The sequence below is a fragment of the Iodobacter arcticus genome (genome assembly GCF_042664895.1).
Taxonomy (GTDB): Bacteria; Pseudomonadota; Gammaproteobacteria; order Burkholderiales; family Chitinibacteraceae; genus Iodobacter; species Iodobacter arcticus.
This window is the reverse complement of record NZ_JBHTBQ010000018.1, coordinates 129,550-148,198: the sequence shown is the minus strand read 5'-3', so window position 1 is coordinate 148,198 and position 18,649 is coordinate 129,550. Positions and strand designations below refer to the sequence as shown.

The window sequence follows — 18,649 nt, the reverse complement described above, 5'->3', positions numbered from 1 at the left end:
AACTCAAAAATACCCGTAGGTTGGGTTAGCAGCTTTATCGCGTAACCCAACATTGCGCCTAAATGTTGGGTTACGCTGGTTTCTCCGCCCTAAATAGGCGAATAAACCAGCTAACCCAACCTACTAAGCACCGTACGTACTCGAAGCTCTGCGTACAACTCGAAGAGTTGCTAAGCGAAAGCGCAGTACGTCAGCCCCCAATTATTACACACCAGTAACAATATCTTTCTTATTAGGCTAATTATCTTTAATTGGGTAATGGTTAAAATAGTGGTAATCAAAACGCAAGGATTCGTCATGAAGATGCTTAAAACACGTGCTGCTGTGGCTTGGGGGCCTAATCAGCCTTTGGTGATTGAAGAGCTTGATTTGATGCCGCCGCAAAAAGGCGAGGTGTTGGTGCGTATCGTGGCGAGTGGGGTTTGCCATACCGATGCTTACACTTTATCGGGCAAGGATTCAGAAGGGATTTTTCCTGTGGTGCTGGGCCATGAGGGCGCGGGTGTGGTGGAGGCGATTGGCGAGGGTGTGACCAGCGTTGCAATTGGCGATCATGTGATTCCGCTTTACACCCCGGAATGTGGCGAATGTAAGTATTGTTTATCGGGCAAAACCAATCTGTGTCAAAAAATCCGCGCCACCCAAGGCCGTGGTGTGATGCCTGATGGCACCACGCGTTTTTATAAAGACGGCCAGCCGATTTATCACTATATGGGCACGTCTACTTTTTCTGAATACACCGTGCTGCCAGAAATCTCGCTGGCAAAAATCAATAAAGAAGCGCCTTTAGAAGAAGTCTGTCTGCTGGGCTGCGGCGTGACGACTGGTATGGGCGCGGTGATGAATACCGCCAAAGTAAAAGCAGGCGACACTGTGGCGATTTTTGGTTTGGGCGGCATTGGCTTGTCGGCGGTGATTGGTGCACGTATGGCTGGAGCGAGCCGGATTATTGGTATTGATATCAATACCAGCAAGTTTGAACTCGCCAAACAGCTGGGCGCAACTGATGTGATCAATCCTAAGGACTTTGAAAAGCCGATTCAGGATGTGATCGTAGAAATGACCGATGGCGGCGTGGATTTCTCTTTTGAATGCATCGGCAATGTGAATGTGATGCGCTCAGCGCTGGAATGCTGCCATAAGGGCTGGGGTGAATCGGTGATTATTGGCGTGGCAGGAGCAGGGGAGGAGATTTCTACCCGGCCGTTTCAGCTGGTTACCGGCCGTGTATGGCGCGGCTCAGCCTTTGGCGGCGTGCGTGGCCGCAGCGAGCTGCCAAGCTTTGTAGATCGCTATATGAAAGGCGAATTCGCATTGTCTGATTTCATCACCCACACCATGCCGCTGGAAGAAATCAACACCGCCTTTGAGCTAATGCACGAAGGCAAATCAATCCGCTCGGTGATTCATTTTTAAGGTTTGATCCGCGTATAAAAATCCTAAGTTCTGTAGACACAGAGAACGGTAAGAACACAGAGTACACAGAGAAAAACGAATGAATTCAGAGTTGCTTTTTCTTAATGGTTTTCTCGGTGTTTTTCTTTGTGTTCTCTGTGTCTACAGATCTGTTTTAAGGTTTTTTTGTCTATAGATCTTTAGTTTTTTGATCTCTAAAGGATGGTTATGTCTCTGGAACTCATCAGCAGTAACCGCAGTTTTGGCGGCTGGCATAAGCGGTATAAGCATCAGGCGAGTAGCACTTCGTGCGAGATGACGTTTGCGGTGTATTTGCCGCCGCAAACGGCGCAGGGTGGCAAGGTGCCGGTGGTTTATTGGCTATCTGGCCTGACCTGCAATGACGAAAACTTTGCCACCAAGGCAGGGGCGCAGCGGGTAGCGGCAGAGCTGGGGATTGCTTTGGTGATGCCGGATACTAGCCCGCGAGGTAGTGAAGTAGCCGATGCGGGGCGTTATGATCTGGGGCAGGGCGCTGGCTTTTATGTAAATGCCACCGAGGCACCGTGGCAGCGGCATTATCAGATGTACGATTATATCGTCAGCGAATTGCCCGCTTTAATTGAAGGGCATTTCCCGGTGACTAATCGCAAGTCCATCAGCGGGCATTCGATGGGTGGGCATGGCGCTTTGATGATTGCTTTGAAAAACCCGCAAGCCTATCGATCAGCCTCGGCCTTTGCGCCGATTGTAAATCCCGCCCAAGTGCCCTGGGGTGAAACGGCGTTTAGCGAGTATCTGGGGGATGATAGAAGCGCATGGTTGGTTTATGACAGCTGCCATTTAATGCAGCACGCCACGCAGATGTTGCCGCTGCTGATTGATCAGGGCGATCAAGATAGCTTTATACCGCAGCAATTGCAGCCAAGTGCTTTAGAGAAAATCGCTCTCGCCAAACAGTGGCCGTTTACCTTAAATATCCAGCCGGGCTACGACCATAGCTATTACTTTATCGCCAGCTTTATTGAAGCGCATTTACGTTTTCATGCCGATCATTTGGGGGCGTAGTTGATATTAGATAGCGAAAACCCAAATCTTGAACCACGGAGGCCACAGAGAACACGGAGTTTCACGGAGTTTCACGGAGAAAAACAGGATTTGAATTAAGGTATTTGAATAGGCTTTAAATGTTTTCAAGCCCAGCTAACTAACTTTTTATCGCTGCTCGTGGCAGGGGGCTTTAAATCTCCCCTTGAAACACGCCGAAGCGAGGAACAAGCGGGGCGGGGTTTCGGCAAGGGAGCGAGGCACGAGCCAATCCAGCCCGCCGCCGACTCGATTGTCCGCAGCGTAGGGGCCTTCGTGTTTCGTGGGGTGGCCTTCTTTGGCTTCGTTTCTTGGCCACACAAGAAAGGAAGGTCCCGCGGGACGCCCGCACCTAAATCAACGTGCCGCAGGCACTAAAAATCAAAGCACAATAAAAAACGCGGGCCCACCCACCCTTTTAGATTCATCATCTTGTAGGGCGGGTGAAACCCGCGTTTTATCGTGCATCTACCGGCAGGGTTTTCCCACCGAGTATTTAATTACTTCTGCGCGCGATCGTAGCTTTCCATGATCTCTGCGTGGGCTGCGGCTTTGTCGCCCCAACCCGTAATCTTCACCCACTTGCCTTTTTCTAAGTCTTTATAGTGCTCGAAGTAGTGTTTTACTTGAGCTAACAGCAGCTCTGGCAGGTCTTCCAGTTTTTGGATATGTGCATACATGGCACATACTTTTTCTACGGGTACGGCAATCACTTTTGCATCCATACCTGCTTCATCTTCCATGCCCAATACGCCAATCGCGCGGCATTTGATAACCATACCTGGCAGCAATGGAAATGGCGTGTGAACCAGCACATCCACAGGATCGCCATCTAGCGACAGGGTGTGCGGCACAAAGCCGTAGTTCATTGGGTAGGACATCGATGTGCCAACAAAACGATCGACGATGATAGCGCCCGATGCTTTATCGAATTCATATTTGATCGGTGGTGCATTAGCAGGGATTTCGATAATGACATTGAAATCGTTTGGTAAATCTTTGCCTGCGGCAATTTTGCTGATGTCCATTGGATGATTCCATAGTTTCAATTGAGAACGGCGGCAATTATAAGGCTTGCGGCTGTGGCATGCATCATTGCTTGCAGGTATTTTGCTCCGCCTATCTCTGAACTTAAGTGCTGATACAAAAGTTTTCCAGCAAGGCGTTCCAATACAGACCGCATGGGTAATACGGTAAGGAGTGACAAGGTAGCAGGGGTAATTTTGCGTAAGTACTTCCTTACACAGCAATAAACACTTGGGCGGTATAAACTACGCAGCAATCCTTTATGATTTGTCAGCCATGAAACCACATTATCTTTCCCCTCTGTTTGACCCCCGCTCGGTGGCGGTGATTGGTGCATCTGAAACGCCCGGTGCGGTGGGCAGCACGGTGTTTTCCAATTTGCTGGAGGGCGGCTATACGGGGAAATTATTCCCCGTTAATTTGCATCGCGATCAGGTATTGGGAATTAATGCATTTAAAACGCTAGCCAAAGTGCCGATGGTGGTGGATTTGGTAATTATCACAACGCCTGCTAAAACCTTGGTCGATTTAATTGAAGAATGCGGCAAAAAAGGTGTTAAAGCGGTTGTGATTATGTCTTGCGATTTTGTGGGGACAGATAAAAAAAGCCAAGCTCAGCTCGATAAGATCATGGATAGGGCGCGGCACTACGGCATTCGGATTATGGGGCCAACGGTATTTGGCCTCTGCCGCGTTAGCTCTAAATTTATGGCGGGCAATTATCAGGGCAAGCTTAAAAATGGCAGCATGGCCTTGGTATCGCAATCATCATCGATTACCTCGGCGATTTTAGATTGGGCCGAATCGCACGATGTGGGCTTTTCTTCTGTGGTGTCTTTAGGCTCGGCGGCAGATGTGGATGTGGGCGAGGTGCTCGATTACCTAGTGGCAGACCCTAAAACCCAGAGCATTTTGCTGTATATCGAAGATTTGCAAGAAGCCCGCACCTTTATGTCGGCAGTGCGGGCTGCGGCGCGCTCCAAGCCGGTGATGGCGCTAAAAGTCGGCCGTTATAACGATGCCTCTGCCGCGCATGGTCGCACTCATTCCGAGCGCCTCATTGGCCGCGACGATGTATTTGATGCTGCACTCAAACGTGCCGGTGTGCTGCGGCTGCGCTCGATTAATCAGCTGTTTACCGCTGCAAAAGTATTAAATGGCACGTTCAAAACCAAGGGCCGCCGCTTGGCGGTGGTCACCAATGGCATTGGCGCGGGGATGATGGCGGTGGATAGGGCGCGTGATTTACACGTGCTATTACCTGAGCTGGCCCCTGGCACCGTAGCTTGGCTGGCTAAAAATCTGCCTGCGCAAGCTAGCCGCAATAATCCGGTAGATATCTTGGGGGACGCCTCGCCCGAGCGATTTAAACTGGTGGTTGAAGCCGTACTGGCAGATCCAAATATCGATGGCGTCTTGGTGGTGTTTACCCCGCAAGCAGGCACCGATCATTTGCGCACTGCGGAGGCGATGATTGCGCTTAAGAAAACCAGCGACAAACCACTGTTGATGGCGTGGATAGGCGGCAAAAAAGTCGATGCCAGCCGCAAGCTACTTAATAAAGCAGGATGTGCAAGCTTTTCTGCGCCCGAGCACGCAGTAGAAGTGTTTTATTCCCTAGCAGCGTGGCAGCACAATCAACAGCTTTTATTGCAAACGCCTGCCCCCTTAGGCGAGTGGGAAGCGCCGGATATGGAAACGGCGCACATGGTGATCGATAAAGTGCTGGCCGATGGCCGTAGCTTACTGGATGAAATTGAATCAAAAGCGATTTTAAGGGCGTTTCATATTCCTGTGGCGCTCACGGTGCGTGCCAATAGTGCCGATGATGCGGTGAACGCCGCGATGGGCATGGGCCTGCCGGTGGTGTTGAAAGTGGATGCCATCGATTTAATGCACAAAACCGATATCGATGGTGTGGCACTTAATTTAAACAGCTTGATTGGTGTGGCCAGTGAAGCCAATAAAATGCTCAGCCGTGCCCACGATAAGCTGGGAGTCGAGCGCGTGCGCGGCCTGACGGTGCAACCCATGCACGGCAAAAAACACGCTCGTGAGCTGATGGTCGGGGTCGTCAACGATTCGGCCTTTGGCCCGGTAATTAGCTTTGGTGCGGGTGGGATTGCGGTGGAAGTCTTTAATGATATTGCCGTATCACTTCCGCCCTTAAATGATTATCTGGCCGAGCATTTGATACGCCGCACGCGGATTAAAAAAATGCTCGCCGCCTTCAGAAATCAGCCTGCCGTGAATATCGAGGCGGTTAAAAATGTATTGCTGCGCGTGTCTGAAATGGTCTGTGAATTACCGCAGATTCAGCAGCTGGATATCAACCCCTTAATCAGCGACGAAAACGGCGTGATTGCGGTAGATGCCAGTATTATTGTGGCGGCGGTGGACCCAAAAGCCCGCCGTTACGCGCATATGGCGATTCATCCCTATCCATCGCATCTGATGCAGCTCACCCAGCTTAAAACAGGCATGCCGATGATCTTGCGCCCGATTCGGCCAGAAGACGCCGAGTTGCTGATTCAGTTTGTTAGCCGTCTATCGGATGAGACGCGCTATAACCGCTATATGAGCGTGCTTAAATCCCTGCCGCAAAGCCTGCTGGCGCGCTTTACTCATCTTGATTACGCCAGAGAAATGGCCATTGCCGCCACGGTGCAGGCAGGCCAAGGCGAGCAAATTATCGGTGTAGCCCGTTATACTGCCAACCCCGATAAAGACAGCTGCGAATTCGCCGTGGTGATCGACGATGCGTGGCAAGGCAAAGGCCTTGGTAATCGCCTAATGGAAGCCCTCTTCACCGCGGCCCGCGATATGGGTTTATCCATCATTGAGGGCGAAGTGCTCACCAGCAATAAAACCATGCTGGCCTTTATGAAACACCTTGGCTTCACGATTCAAACGCACCCAGAAGACAATGGGCTGAAGTGGGTGGTGAAGGAGCTGTAGCAAAACCCAAGTCTTAAAACACAGAGGGCACAGAGAACACGGAGTTTCACGGAGAAAAACATTTTGAACTGAGGTGTTTATTGGGTTTTATTATCCGCAGTGAGGGGCTTTGGGGGTTGCGGTTTTGCTTCCTTTCTTGGGAGTTCATAGAAAGGGAGTCCCTTGCTGTCATAAGTATCTACACAAATTGATATGCATGTTCCCCCCTTTGAAAAAGGGGGGCTAGGGGGGATTTAGCATTGGAATTTTGGCTGATGCCATGCCAATTCAACACCAAATCCCCCTCAATCCCCCTTTTTCAAAGGGGGAGGCGTGGCACGGAATTGATGGAAAAAATCGTGTAGATACTTATGCCCCGCTGGGATGCCCGCACCTAAATCAACGTGCCGAAGGCACTAAGTAGATCTTTTTGACTTTGCTTAGTGCCTATGGCGTGAACCCATCCGGATTTTGCGTGAAATGCGGCGGGTTTCACCCGCCCTACGCATGACGCAATACTTACAAATATGTGGCATACCTTCGGTGCGCAACGACTTCGTCGTTGTACACCCTACAAAACCATGAACAATCGAGTGAACTATGTCTTCCGCCGTATCCTGTAGTACCTGTAAAGCCTGTTGTTGTCAGCTAGAAGTGATGCTGATTGCCGGGGATGATGATGTGCCGCCGGAGTATGTCGAGCAAGATGCTTGGGGTGGCGAGATTATGCATAGGCTGGCGGATGGCTGGTGCGCGGCGCTCGATCGCCGCAGCATGATGTGTACCATCTACGAGCAAAGGCCATGGATTTGCCGTGATTATCAAGAGGGTGATTTTGATTGCATGGAGCAAAGAAAGCGCATCCCTATCTTGACGGCGCGCTGGCAGCTTAATCAATAAATACTACTTGTTGTGATCTGAGTGTTTTCGCCTGAAGGGTAGGGCTCGAAATAAATCCCGAAAGGGCATACTCAATAAGATCGTCATTCCTGAGTGCTTCTGTCGGGAATCCAGTGGCGCTGCGGGATTCCCGATAAAACCATTCGGGGATGACGCTTAGTTCACCCCCTCTCTGCTTTCATCTCATCCGTTTCAAATCGAGTCAATCACAAATTTAGCTGTGAGCATTCGGCATGCCTGTGTAATAGTTTTTGTTTATAGTAAATATCAATGTGCAAGATTAAAACTATTAATTAGACCTAAGGGAGGTGGAGGGTTAAGATGACTTCACTGCTTCACAAACAACACTTTCTCTACTTAGGAGCTACACCATGTCATTGATTAATAGCGAAATTAAACCATTCAAAGTAAACGCATTCCATGCAGGTAAATTCACTTCAGTGAGCGAAGCGGATCTAAAAGGCAAGTGGTCGATTGTGTTCTTCTACCCAGCCGATTTCACTTTTGTTTGCCCTACCGAATTAGGCGACTTGGCTGATTTTTACCCAGAATTCCAAAAAATGGGTGTAGAGGTTTACTCGGCTTCTACTGATACCCAGTTCACCCACAAGGCTTGGCACGATACATCGGACACGATCAAAAAGATCAACTACCCAATGCTGGCTGACCCTACCGGCACGCTGACTCGCAATTTTGATGTGATGATCGAAGAAGAAGGCCTTGCACTGCGCGGCACATTCTTGATCAACCCAGAAGGCCAGATCAAGCTGTGCGAAATCCACGATAACGGCATTGGCCGCTCTGCTGCTGAGCTAATGCGTAAAGTGCAAGCCGCTCAATATATCGCCAAGCATCCAGGCGAAGTTTGCCCAGCTAAATGGCAACCAGGTGCAGCCACCTTGGCTCCATCGCTTGATTTAGTGGGCAAGATTTAATTAATTAAACGCGTAGGGCGGGGGCAACCCGCCAATCTTGAGCATCTCATGCCCAACTTGGCGGGTTTTTTTTGCCCTACGATTATCGCTTTTATTGCAAAAGCACTTTTCTCTATCAGCGCAAAGCGCTTTTTCAATAAAAACTATTTCGGAGAATTCATCATGCTTGAATCAAATATTAAATCCCAACTTGCTGCCTATTTAGAAAAACTGCAATTCCCCATTGAGCTGATTGCCTCCGTAGATGAAAGCAGCGCTGCGCTAGAAATGAAAAGCCTGTTGCAAGAGATCACCGAGCTTTCAGACAAAATCACCCTGCGTTTTGACGATGCCGTGCTTAAGCCTTCCTTTGGTATTGCCCGTGTCGGCGAGGAAGCTCGCGTGCGTTTTGCTGGGATTCCGATGGGGCATGAGTTTACTTCCTTGGTGCTGGGCCTGCTGCAAGTCGGTGGTCATCCGCCCAAGATTGAAACGGCGCTGATTGAGCAAATTAAAGCGCTGCCAGGCGAGCTGCACTTTGAAACCTTTATTTCGCTGACCTGCCAAAATTGCCCAGAAGTAGTACAGGCGCTGAATTTACTGGCGGTGCTGAACCCAAATATCCGCCATGTGATGATTGATGGCGCGCTGTATCAGGATGAAGTCAACGCAAGGCAAATTATGTCAGTGCCTTCGGTTTATCTAAATGGCGAAGCTTTTGGCCAAGGCCGGATGGGGATTGAGGAAATCGTTGCCAAGCTTGATACCGGCTCGGTAGAGCGTCAGGCGGAAGCGATTTCAGGCAAGGATCAATTTGATCTACTGGTGATTGGCGGCGGGCCAGCTGGCGCGGCGGCTGCAGTTTATGCTGCACGTAAAGGGATTCGCACTGGCGTGGTGGCCGAGCGCTTTGGCGGGCAGGTGCTGGACACCATGAGTATTGAAAACTTTATCTCTGTGCAAGAAACCGAAGGCCCTAAGCTGGTAACGGCGCTGGAGCAGCATGTAAAGCAATACGATGTGGATATTATGAATTTGCAACGTGCCGAATCGCTCAGCCTCGATGAAAACGGCATCAGCCAGATTCGCCTTGCTAGTGGTGCCACGCTTAAAAGCAAATCGGTGATTATTGCGACTGGTGCGCGCTGGCGCGAAATGAATGTGCCAGGGGAAAAAGAATATCGTGGTCGTGGTGTGGCCTACTGCCCGCATTGCGATGGCCCACTGTTTAAAGGGAAACGCATTGCTGTAGTAGGCGGTGGTAATTCTGGCGTAGAAGCGGCGATTGATCTGGCTGGGATTGTAGAACACGTTACCTTACTGGAATTTGGCGCAGAGCTGCGCGCCGATGCGGTGCTGCAGAAAAAACTCTATAGCCTGCCGAATGTGGTGGTGATTAAACAAGCGCAAACCACATCAGTATTGGGCGATGGGCAAAAGGTCAGCGGCCTGCAATATACCGATCGCCAAACCGGTGAATCGCATCAAGTCGATTTGGCGGGGATTTTTGTGCAAATTGGCTTACTGCCGAATACCGATTGGCTAAAAGGCACGCTGGATTTAAGTAAGCATGGCGAGATTGAAGTGGATAACCGCGGCCAAACTTCATTAGCGGGCGTATTTGCTGCAGGGGACGTGACCACCGTGCCATTTAAGCAAATTGTGATTGCGATGGGTGATGGTGCAAAAGCTTCTCTCGGTGCATTTGATCATTTGATGCGTAGTTAGTGGCTCTTCAGCTCAAAGCTAAGTAGGCAAAGTCTTAAACCACAGAGGGCACAGAGAGCACAGAGTTTCACAGAGGAAAACGAGGTTTCTCTGTGTGCTCTGTGCTCTCGTTTTACTCTGTGGTTCAAGGTTTAGCTCGGATGAAGTATCTTGAAAGTTATTGAATGGCGCTGCATCAAATAAAACAGCCGCGAAGACCTTAAAGGTTTTCGCGGCTGTTTGTCATATTTCTACTACTCACTTACAGCATTGCATCATTCGTAGGGCGGGTGAAACCCGCCAGATTTATGTCTTAAAAGCTACGTAAACGGCGGGTTTCACCCGCCCTACGAGATTTACTTCTTGCAAGCGCCTAAGTCTTTCCACACCCCCCACTGGCTACTTTTTGCTGGCTCTTCACCCGTTGTCCACCATTTGTTTTGGTAGTTACGCAGGTTCTGGCTAACTTTGGTATCGACCGTGGCGTAAGTGCTGCTTGCTTTCCAATCTGGCGCGCAACTGCTGGATGGCGGCGGTGTCGGCACTGGTGTAGGAATCGGAGTCGGTATAGGCGTTGGAACTGGTGTAGGAACAGGCGTTGGTACTGGTGTAGGAACCGGAGTGGGCACAGGCGTTGGCACCGGCGTCGGAATCGGCACTGGCGTAGGCGTCGGCACAGGTGTTGGGCTTGGTGTCGGCACAATCACGCCGCCAATATCAATTTTAAAGCTGTATTCGCCATTATTGCGGGCATAGACACGGTTGTCCTGCACCGATTTAACCGGGGATACGCTGCCGTTGCTCGCCAGTACACCCACGCTAATATAGCGCGAGCTGATATTTACTTTTTGCGCCAGATAGAAAGGCCAGTTCACGGCTAAAGCGATATTTTCGCCAGTTTGTGGATCATAGCCGGTGGTGATCGAGAAGCTCTCCACATCACGGCCCTCTTTATCAAACAGGCGGAAGGTCACCTTGGTATCGGCTTTTAAATCTTGCTGAGCGCGAATTTGGCCTAGCTCTTTATAGGTGGAAAGCGCGCCAGAGAAATTAACATCGGAGCAGGAGTAAAACGCTTCATCGCTGTCGCTACGTTGCCACACATTATAAATAATGTGTACGCCGGTCTTTTTAGGCAGCGGGCAGCTTAGTTTATATTTTTTATCGACTGCGGCCGTATTGCCCAGCGTGCAAAATGGGGCTTCTTCCAGATCAGACCAAGCTAGCGCTTTATTAGGATTCCAGCCATCTTTGGTGATAAAAAATTGCCAATTGCGGGTTTGGTGTGCAGCAGGGGCTGTATAAATAAAATCAAATTGCCCATTGGCGTCCGCCGCAATCGGTGTCACTGGCCAATCGGTGCGTGGCAGATTCAGCCCTGCATAATTAGATTTCCCCCCGGCGCAAAGCTGGCCATCTGGCACAAAGGCTTTGTGATTGCCATTAGGAAGCTGATTAACCCCTGACCAGTCATACAGCATTTGCGGGCCAGATAGCGCAACGGCTGCCTGGCAGGCCGCTGATTTTGGGTTTTCCGGGCCTTCTTTAAAGCAGCTGAGGATACGGCTGATCGGCACTTCCATCGTGCCGTGGCCGCTGGCAAGCGGGGTAAGCAGACTAGCCAGCAGGGCGGGCAGAGCATATTTATTCATTGTTTTCTCATCCATCGTTATAAGGGGATTAGGTCTTTGATCTGGGCCAAATGACCGACATCAGCTTAGTGAAAGAGAGGAGAAAACTCAATTAGGGTTGCCTAGATAAAACCCCTAGATTTTTATTACAGATTACGTTTGTAAAATGGAAGTATCGTAAGAGCGGCTTCCGCCACGAATGGCTGAAGGGGCATTTGTGCGGCTAAGACCGCTCCTGCGAAAGGTCGCTATTCTGGTGGTTTTGCCTAAGAGGCAAATAAGCCTAGTCTGCTTATTATTTCTTCAGCCAGCCTTCAATCTTACTTATAATTTCTTTATCGTCCGGCTCGGTGATTGAGCTATAGGCGGTGACTGTTTTGCCATCCGGGGCGATCAGGTATTTATAGAAGTTCCATTTGGGTGAGGTATCTGATGCCGCAGTTAATCGCTTAAACAGGGGGTTGGCATCTGCGCCGCGCACGCTGGATTTCTCTAGCATGGGGAATTCTACAAAGTAGGTAAGGCGGCAGAAATCGCCGATTTCTTTATTGTCGGCTAACTCTTGTTTGAAATCATTAGAGGGGAAGCCGACCACTAATAAGCCTTGTTCTTTATATTTGGCATAGATTTTTTCTAGCTTATCAAATTGCGGGGTAAAGCCGCATTTACTGGCGGTATTGACCACCAGAATAGGCTTGCCGCTATAGCTGCATAAATTAAAGGGCTCTCCTTTTAAGGTTTTACTTTGGTAATCCAGTAAGGGCGGGCAGGCCGCCATGCTGATTGAGCTGCAAAAAACCATTAGGGCAAGTAAGCGCATGGAAAGATCCTTTAGGCGGTTTGCTTAGCATAGCCTGATTTTGCGTGAGTCATTGCTTATGGTGTGCAATATTTTTATGCGTGATCCGCCCGGTTTTTATGTTTCATTCATCGTGCTTTGCAGTGCTTTAATGGCCGAGCTGAGCTGGTCTTGAAAATCAGCATCGGCATGCAAGGTATTTGAAATATCTTCTAGGCCGCTGCGAAGTATGGAGATTAATGAGGCTTCCTGACGCTCGGTGAGTTGTAAGCTGACCAGAGCAGTCTCAATTCGTGTGGTAACAGTATTGAGAATAATCGATGCTGAAGCGCGGCCATTTCTTTGCAGCTCATCGGTTTTGCTGAGTGCGGCTGTGAGCGATCTGATTGTTTCTTCAATGGCAAGGCCCTGTTGTTTGGCTTGCACCATGGTATTGAGTGCTTCTAGCTTTGCTTCGGTGGCTTCAATCAGAATGGCCAGATGATCGCGCAGCCGGCCACAGCGATCAGGATCGTGCTCGGGCATATTGCAGATCAGGGTGCGGATATGCGGGAAAGTAATCGACATCCGGCTTTTAAACTGGGTGATGCGATCCATCGTGGCCATATGGTGCAAGATGGATGTTTCCAGTGCACTGGCTGGCCCGCGCGTATTGACGGCAAGAGATTTTCCGGCGGGTAATAAAAACTCAACCACGCTATCCACTTCAAATAAAGCGAGGGCATTGAGCAAAGACTTGGCGAGCTCCACAGGGGTGTTGCAGCGGTTAAAATGCTTGAGGCCTTCGATTAGCAGGCCCGTTTCACTCATGCTGGTCATGGCCATCATGGCGGTATTGGTGGCGTATTGTGCTTGAGATTTTAATTGCTGCCGCTCTTCAATTAATTGCAGAACATGGGCTACTTTGGCTTGTAATACTTTGGGGTTAGCAGGCTTTAGTACAAAATCTTCTCCACCTACATCAAAGCCTTGCAGGCGATCTTCAATACCGTCCAGCGCAGATAAAAACAGCACCGGAGTATCGCTGATATCAAAATCACTTTTAATCTGGCGGCATAATTCATAGCCATCCATTTCGGGCATGATGACATCGGCTAATACTAGTTTTGGGCGCTGTTGTTGTGTGAGTTGGAGCGCGGCCTTGCCGTTTTCCGCCGTGATCACATTGCATGTTTCGCTTAAGGCATCAAAGATAAAATCCAGCATAAAGAGATCATCATCAACAATGAGGACCAGTGGCTTTTCTTGATTGTTCATGATCTCTATCCTGTAAAAGTAAGCACTTGGCTAAGCAAGCCTTGCTAGAAAATGGCGAGTGGGTGAGGAGTGGATTACAAAATGTTTTGCTGATTCAATCGATTTTTTTGCCTTTATGCGCTGGCGCTGTACTCCCGGCCACCCGACTCCCAGTTTTTTTTCCAGAGCATAAAATCGCTGGCGGGCATGGGGTGGCCAATCAGATAGCCTTGTACTTCATGGCAGCCAATCATGGCGACCAGATCCCAGTCTTCTTGTGTTTCAACACCTTCTGCTACAAGGTTGAGTGCAAATTTCCGGCCAAGATCTGCGCTGTGCTCCAGTATTGTTTTGGCGGATAAATCTTGCGTTGCACCGCGCACAAAGGCTTTGTCGATTTTGAGCTCGGTAAAGGGAATCTGGATGAGATGCTCCATGGTGGAAAACCCGGTGCCAAAATCGTCTACCGATAAACCAAAACCCATAATGCGTAAGCGGGTCAGGATATCCAGACTCAGCACATAATCATGCGAGAGCTGGGTTTCGGTGATTTCCAGCGTAATCGATTCCGGGCTAATGCCATGCTCCTGAAGCACTTTGGTAAATAAATCGGGCAGCTCAAGCCGATGCAGATTACCCATAGATACATTGATCGATAGCTTGATTTGCTCACCCTGATCCAGCCATTCCCTTAGCTGGCGGGCGGCAATGCGCAGTACGCAGAAGGTCAGCTCGTCAATCAGGCCAAGTGCTTCGATGGCCGGCACAAATAAATGCGGCCCGAGTAAACCGCGTGTAGGGTGCCGCCAACGTGCCAGGCTTTCAGCACCAATCACAATGCGCCCCTTGGTGCTGACCTTGGGCTGGTAGTACAGCTCCACCTCTCCGCAAGCCAGCCCGTGGCGCAACTCCTCTTCAAGCAGCTGCAATTCAGGCGGCTTGCTATGGGCTTGCGAAATCGCCGAGTGGGCGGGCTGCTGTAATAAAAGTGCGGCCAGCTCGTCTTTTTTAACAGGTTTGGTTAGCACGCCTGCCAGCTTTAAATTAAAAGAATGAGCGAGTAATTCGGCGGCCTTCAGTACTTGCCTGTCCAGCGCAGAGAGAATGGCGATAGAGCCTGTGTAATGCAGCGATCCAAGCTGGCGTAAAAAGGCAACGCCATCCATATCCGGCATTTGCAAATCACAAAATATCCAGTTGGGCAGCGGTGCTTGCCTTAGCCTGAGCAAGGCCGCTTTTGCACTCAGAATGGGCGTGACTTGGTTGATGCCTAAATCGTTTAAATGCTGCTGGATAACGTCCAGCATAAATTTATCATCGTCGACCAGCAGGATACTGATGGCTTGCTGGCTCTCTTGAGCAGAGGCGGCCGGCCTGCTGCCTAGTAAGCCGATATGCTGTAAATGCTGGCAAGTCTGCTGAAACAACAGATGAAGTTGCTCAATATGGCTTAGCAGCAGCGCCGGGCTAATGGTCTGATTGATTTGCTCCATCATGGCTAATTGCTTGCCCAGCAGCATGGCGCCAACGGTGCGGGCAATTGATTTAAGCCGGTGACATTCCAGATTAATTTGCACCACATTGAGCTTGGCCTGGCTGATATGGCTAAGCCCTTCCTGAATGGATAGGGCAAATTTTTCGCAATACTTGCTTTGCCGCTTTGGATCATCGCCCAGCATATTTTGCATTTCGCTTAGATCAATGAGCAGGGCCTGCTCATCGCTGCTTGCCGTGGGCGGTAATTCTTCGGTATCTATTTCGGCGGCTTGTTGTTGATCGCCTAGCCAGTAAGCCAGCGTTTGATAAAGCTTTTCTGCCTGCACGGGCTTGCCGATAAAGTCGTTCATACCGGCACTGAGGCAGTGCTGGCGATAGTCGGTTGATACATTTGCGGTCATGGCGATAATAGGGAGATCATCAAATTCAGGTTTTTTTCTAAGTATCTGGCAGGCGGTAATGCCATCCATTTCAGGCATTTGCACATCCATCAAAATGGCATCAAAGTGGCTTTGCTCTGCCAGCAAAATGGCTTCTAGGCCATGATTGGCAATGCTCACTTCGGCACCCATTATTTCGAGTAACTCAGCGCCAATCTGCTGGTTAAAAGGGTGATCGTCGGCTAGCAGAATGCGCTTTCCAATTAAAAAGTGCTCATTGGCTTTGTTCTTTGACCAATGCGGCAGCGGCTTGGGCAGGTCCTGGATTTCAGGAAGATCGAGGCAAAATTTAAACTCACTGCCTTCGCCTAATTGGCTTTCTACGCTGAGTGCTCCCCCCATCAGCTCGACTAATTGGCGACTAATCGCCAGCCCCAGCCCCGTGCCGCCATATTTGCGGGTGATTGAATTATCTGCTTGCTGAAAGGATTGAAATAATTGGGTTTGAGCACTGGCAGAAATACCGATGCCCGTATCCCGGATGCTAAATGTGATGTGGCCGCGTGGATCATGCTCAATAGCGAGGGTAATCGTGCCTTGCTCGGTAAATTTAATCGCATTGCTCAGTAAATTAATCAGCACTTGTTTGATGCGCAAGTCATCGCCTTGCACAAAGGGTGGTACTTGCTCGCTGATGATGGTGCGAAGTAATAAGTTTTTTTCTTCTGCTTTTTGCTGGATCAGTTCATGCACATTATCAATGAGCTCAGGCAGTGAAAAGTCGCGCTTATTGATTTCTAACTTGCCCGCTTCAATTTTAGAAAAATCGAGAATATCGTTGATTAAATCCAGCAAATGCCGGCCTGATAAGGTGATTTTTTGCAGATAGTCGCTTTGCTTGGCGCTTAAAGTGGTGAGCTGGGCTAAATGCGCCATGCCCAGTACGCTATTGAGCGGGGTACGGATTTCGTGGCTCATATTGGCTAAAAATGCGCTTTTGGCTTGATTGGCGTTTTCTGCCTGTTGTTTAGCCGCTTCCAGCTCCTGAGTGCGCTCAATGACGCGCAGCTCCAGAGTGGTTGTTAACTGCAATAAGCTCAGCTCATAGTCGATGCGATCAGTGATATCACGCACCATGGCGGTGTAAACCGGTTTGCCTAAATTATGTAAATAGGAAATCGCCACTTCAATGGGAAACTCATGGCCATCGGCGTGCTGACCCATCACCTGACGGCCTGTATTACTGCTCATTTTGCGATGCCCTTTGCCTTGGCTGGCAAATTGCTGCATCAGCTCACGATGCTTTATTGCAAGTTGGGTGGGGATAAGCACTTCAATGGGGCCTCCCAGCATTTGCTTGGCGGGATAGCCGAACATATTTTCTGCCGATTGGTTGAATAAAATAATATTGAATTCGGCATCGGTGGTGATAATCGCATCCATGGCCGAATCGATCATGCCTGCTAGCTGCGCCTGATTGCTTAACAGTGCGTTTTCATTGTTCTTTCTTTCGGTAATATCATGCTGTGTGCCAATAACTCTGAGTGCTAAGCCTTCGGCGCTACGGCTAACGGCCATGCCGCGATCAACAATCCATTTCCAGCTGCCATCTTTATTCAGAATGCGGTATTCGTGGCTAAAATGTGGCGTGCTGCCTGTGAGGTGTGCCTGGATATTGGCCATCAGCCGAGGCTGATCTTCCGGGTAGACTCGTTTTTGCCACTCCTCATAGTGATTGCCGATTTCACCTTCGGCAAAGCCCAGCATTTCTTTCCAGCGCCGGCTGTAAAAAACCGTATTGGAGGGAATATCCCAATCCCAAAGTCCGTCGCCTGAGCCTTCGATTGCAAATTGCCAGCGGCTCTCACTTTCTTTGAGCTTGCTGATGTCCTGAATGCTGACCGGCACAATGCGGGCTTCTTCAATTGAAGAGGGAATCGGGTAGGAAAGCAGGGCTTGAAATTGCCTGCCTTGCAAGGTCTTGAGATTAACTTCGCTGCGAAAAACACGGTCTCCACGCCAAAAAGCCATTAATTCCTGCCGAATGACTTCGAGCGCACCTTCGCCAAATAAAGAGGTAAAGCCCTGCATAAATTCGGCTTTGTTGCTGCCTTCAAATAGCGCCAGCGTGGCTGGATTAATATCGATCACGCGGAGCAGGCTGATCATATTAATGAGGGCGGCAGGGGTGTGCTCAAGATGGGCGGCTAAATCGGTAATACCCGCATCACGAAGTGCAGTGAGATGGATAAGCAGGGCTGTCATGTCCTGATTCCAGATTGATAAATCGGCATTGTTGAATAATTGCCGGTATTGCTGGGCTTGCTCTTGCAAGCTGGGGTGCGGGGTGTTCAGCTCGCTTAAATCATGCAGCGTCATCAAAATGGCTTTGCCTGTCTGAAGGGGCAAAATGCTGCGGCTGGCTTGAATGGTTTTATAAGGGCCATTCTTACAGCAAACACTTAATTCTAGGTTTGGGAAAACAGGGTTTTCTTGTTTAGAAAGTAAGTTTTGCTGATGTAAATGCCGGTGTTCAGGATCCGTATCACGCCACCAGTCTGCCAATCTGGGCATTTCATCAAGCTGATAGCCAAAACTGTCGCTAAAGGCAGGATTAAGATAAATGATTTTGCCTGCTGTATCGCAAATTAGATTGGGCACAGGCGAGGCTTTGATCAGGGCATCGAAACAATGCTCGTATTGCTCGCTGAGCTGATGGCTTGCCGTGATGTCTTCCACGCTGCCGATATAGCCGGATATTTGGCCATGCGCATCCCAGAGTGGCTTCGTTTTGGAGTGTAAATAGCGCAGCTCATGATTGGCCCGCAGAATGCGAAAAGAAAGCTCAAATTCAGTTTGGGTTGCGAGTGCATTCTGCCATTGCTGATGGACGGTCTGGCAATCTTCGGGGTGAAGCTTTTTAAGCCATCCATATCCCAGACTTTCTTCAAGCGATAAGCCAAACATCGCCAGCAAGGCGGTATTGCCATAGCGACACTGCCCACTGGCATTGCACAAATAAATGCCAGCAGGGATCAGATCGATCAGTTGCTGTTGGGCTATTTCACTTAAAGCTGCGGGCATTACCAGAGCACCTTCTTAAGGTAGTCACACTTTTCTTCCTTAAGCTTAGGTTAGTCT

At 49.6% G+C, this 18,649-nt stretch carries 11 protein-coding genes; 6 read left to right on the top strand and 5 right to left on the bottom strand.

Annotated elements, in window-relative coordinates; genetic code table 11:
- Positions 1-303: 303 nt before the first annotated feature.
- Positions 304-1,416: an S-(hydroxymethyl)glutathione dehydrogenase/class III alcohol dehydrogenase gene (locus ACFQNF_RS11150; RefSeq protein ID WP_380188061.1), complete on the top strand. Its 1,113-nt coding sequence runs from the start codon at positions 304-306 to the stop codon at positions 1,414-1,416.
- A 213-nt stretch (positions 1,417-1,629) separates the two neighbouring features.
- Complete coding sequence (fghA, locus tag ACFQNF_RS11145; RefSeq protein WP_380188060.1) at positions 1,630-2,463, top strand: S-formylglutathione hydrolase; 834 nt, start codon at positions 1,630-1,632, stop codon at positions 2,461-2,463.
- A 518-nt stretch (positions 2,464-2,981) separates the two neighbouring features.
- On the opposite strand, the gene ppa is transcribed toward fghA, so the two are convergent.
- A complete protein-coding gene (gene ppa, locus ACFQNF_RS11140; RefSeq protein WP_046350966.1) occupies positions 2,982-3,509 on the bottom strand; it encodes an inorganic diphosphatase in 528 nt (175 codons plus the stop codon).
- Between the two features lie 274 nt (positions 3,510-3,783).
- On the opposite strand from ppa, the gene ACFQNF_RS11135 reads away from it, so the two are divergent.
- From ACFQNF_RS11135 to ahpF, 4 genes are all read left to right on the top strand, one after another.
- Positions 3,784-6,465 carry a bifunctional acetate--CoA ligase family protein/GNAT family N-acetyltransferase gene (locus tag ACFQNF_RS11135; protein ID WP_380188043.1) on the top strand — a complete coding sequence of 894 codons (2,682 nt, stop codon included), beginning with the start codon at positions 3,784-3,786 and terminating at the stop codon, positions 6,463-6,465.
- 579 nt (positions 6,466-7,044) lie between these two features.
- On the top strand, positions 7,045-7,344 hold the full coding sequence (locus tag ACFQNF_RS11130) for a YkgJ family cysteine cluster protein (protein ID WP_380188042.1): 300 nt from the start codon (positions 7,045-7,047) through the stop codon (positions 7,342-7,344).
- Between the two features lie 371 nt (positions 7,345-7,715).
- Positions 7,716-8,279 carry an alkyl hydroperoxide reductase subunit C gene (gene ahpC, locus ACFQNF_RS11125; RefSeq protein ID WP_380188041.1) on the top strand — a complete coding sequence of 188 codons (564 nt, stop codon included), beginning with the start codon at positions 7,716-7,718 and terminating at the stop codon, positions 8,277-8,279.
- Between the two features lie 162 nt (positions 8,280-8,441).
- Positions 8,442-9,986, top strand: a complete 1,545-nt coding sequence (gene ahpF / locus ACFQNF_RS11120; protein ID WP_380188040.1) for an alkyl hydroperoxide reductase subunit F — start codon at positions 8,442-8,444, stop codon at positions 9,984-9,986.
- A 335-nt stretch (positions 9,987-10,321) separates the two neighbouring features.
- On the opposite strand, the gene ACFQNF_RS11115 is transcribed toward ahpF, so the two are convergent.
- The 4 genes from ACFQNF_RS11115 to ACFQNF_RS11100 all read right to left on the bottom strand — a co-directional run bounded on the left by ACFQNF_RS11115 (position 10,322) and on the right by ACFQNF_RS11100 (position 18,592).
- Positions 10,322-11,617, bottom strand: coding sequence for a lytic polysaccharide monooxygenase (locus ACFQNF_RS11115; RefSeq protein WP_380188039.1), 1,296 nt, complete (start codon positions 11,615-11,617; stop codon positions 10,322-10,324).
- Between the two features lie 274 nt (positions 11,618-11,891).
- Positions 11,892-12,416 (bottom strand): glutathione peroxidase, encoded by a 525-nt coding sequence (locus tag ACFQNF_RS11110; protein ID WP_046350971.1) that lies wholly within the window; start codon positions 12,414-12,416, stop codon positions 11,892-11,894.
- 96 nt (positions 12,417-12,512) lie between these two features.
- Complete coding sequence (locus ACFQNF_RS11105) at positions 12,513-13,652, bottom strand: response regulator (RefSeq protein ID WP_380188038.1); 1,140 nt, start codon at positions 13,650-13,652, stop codon at positions 12,513-12,515.
- Between the two features lie 113 nt (positions 13,653-13,765).
- Complete coding sequence (locus tag ACFQNF_RS11100) at positions 13,766-18,592, bottom strand: EAL domain-containing protein (RefSeq protein WP_380188037.1); 4,827 nt, start codon at positions 18,590-18,592, stop codon at positions 13,766-13,768.
- Positions 18,593-18,649: the final 57 nt, after the last annotated feature.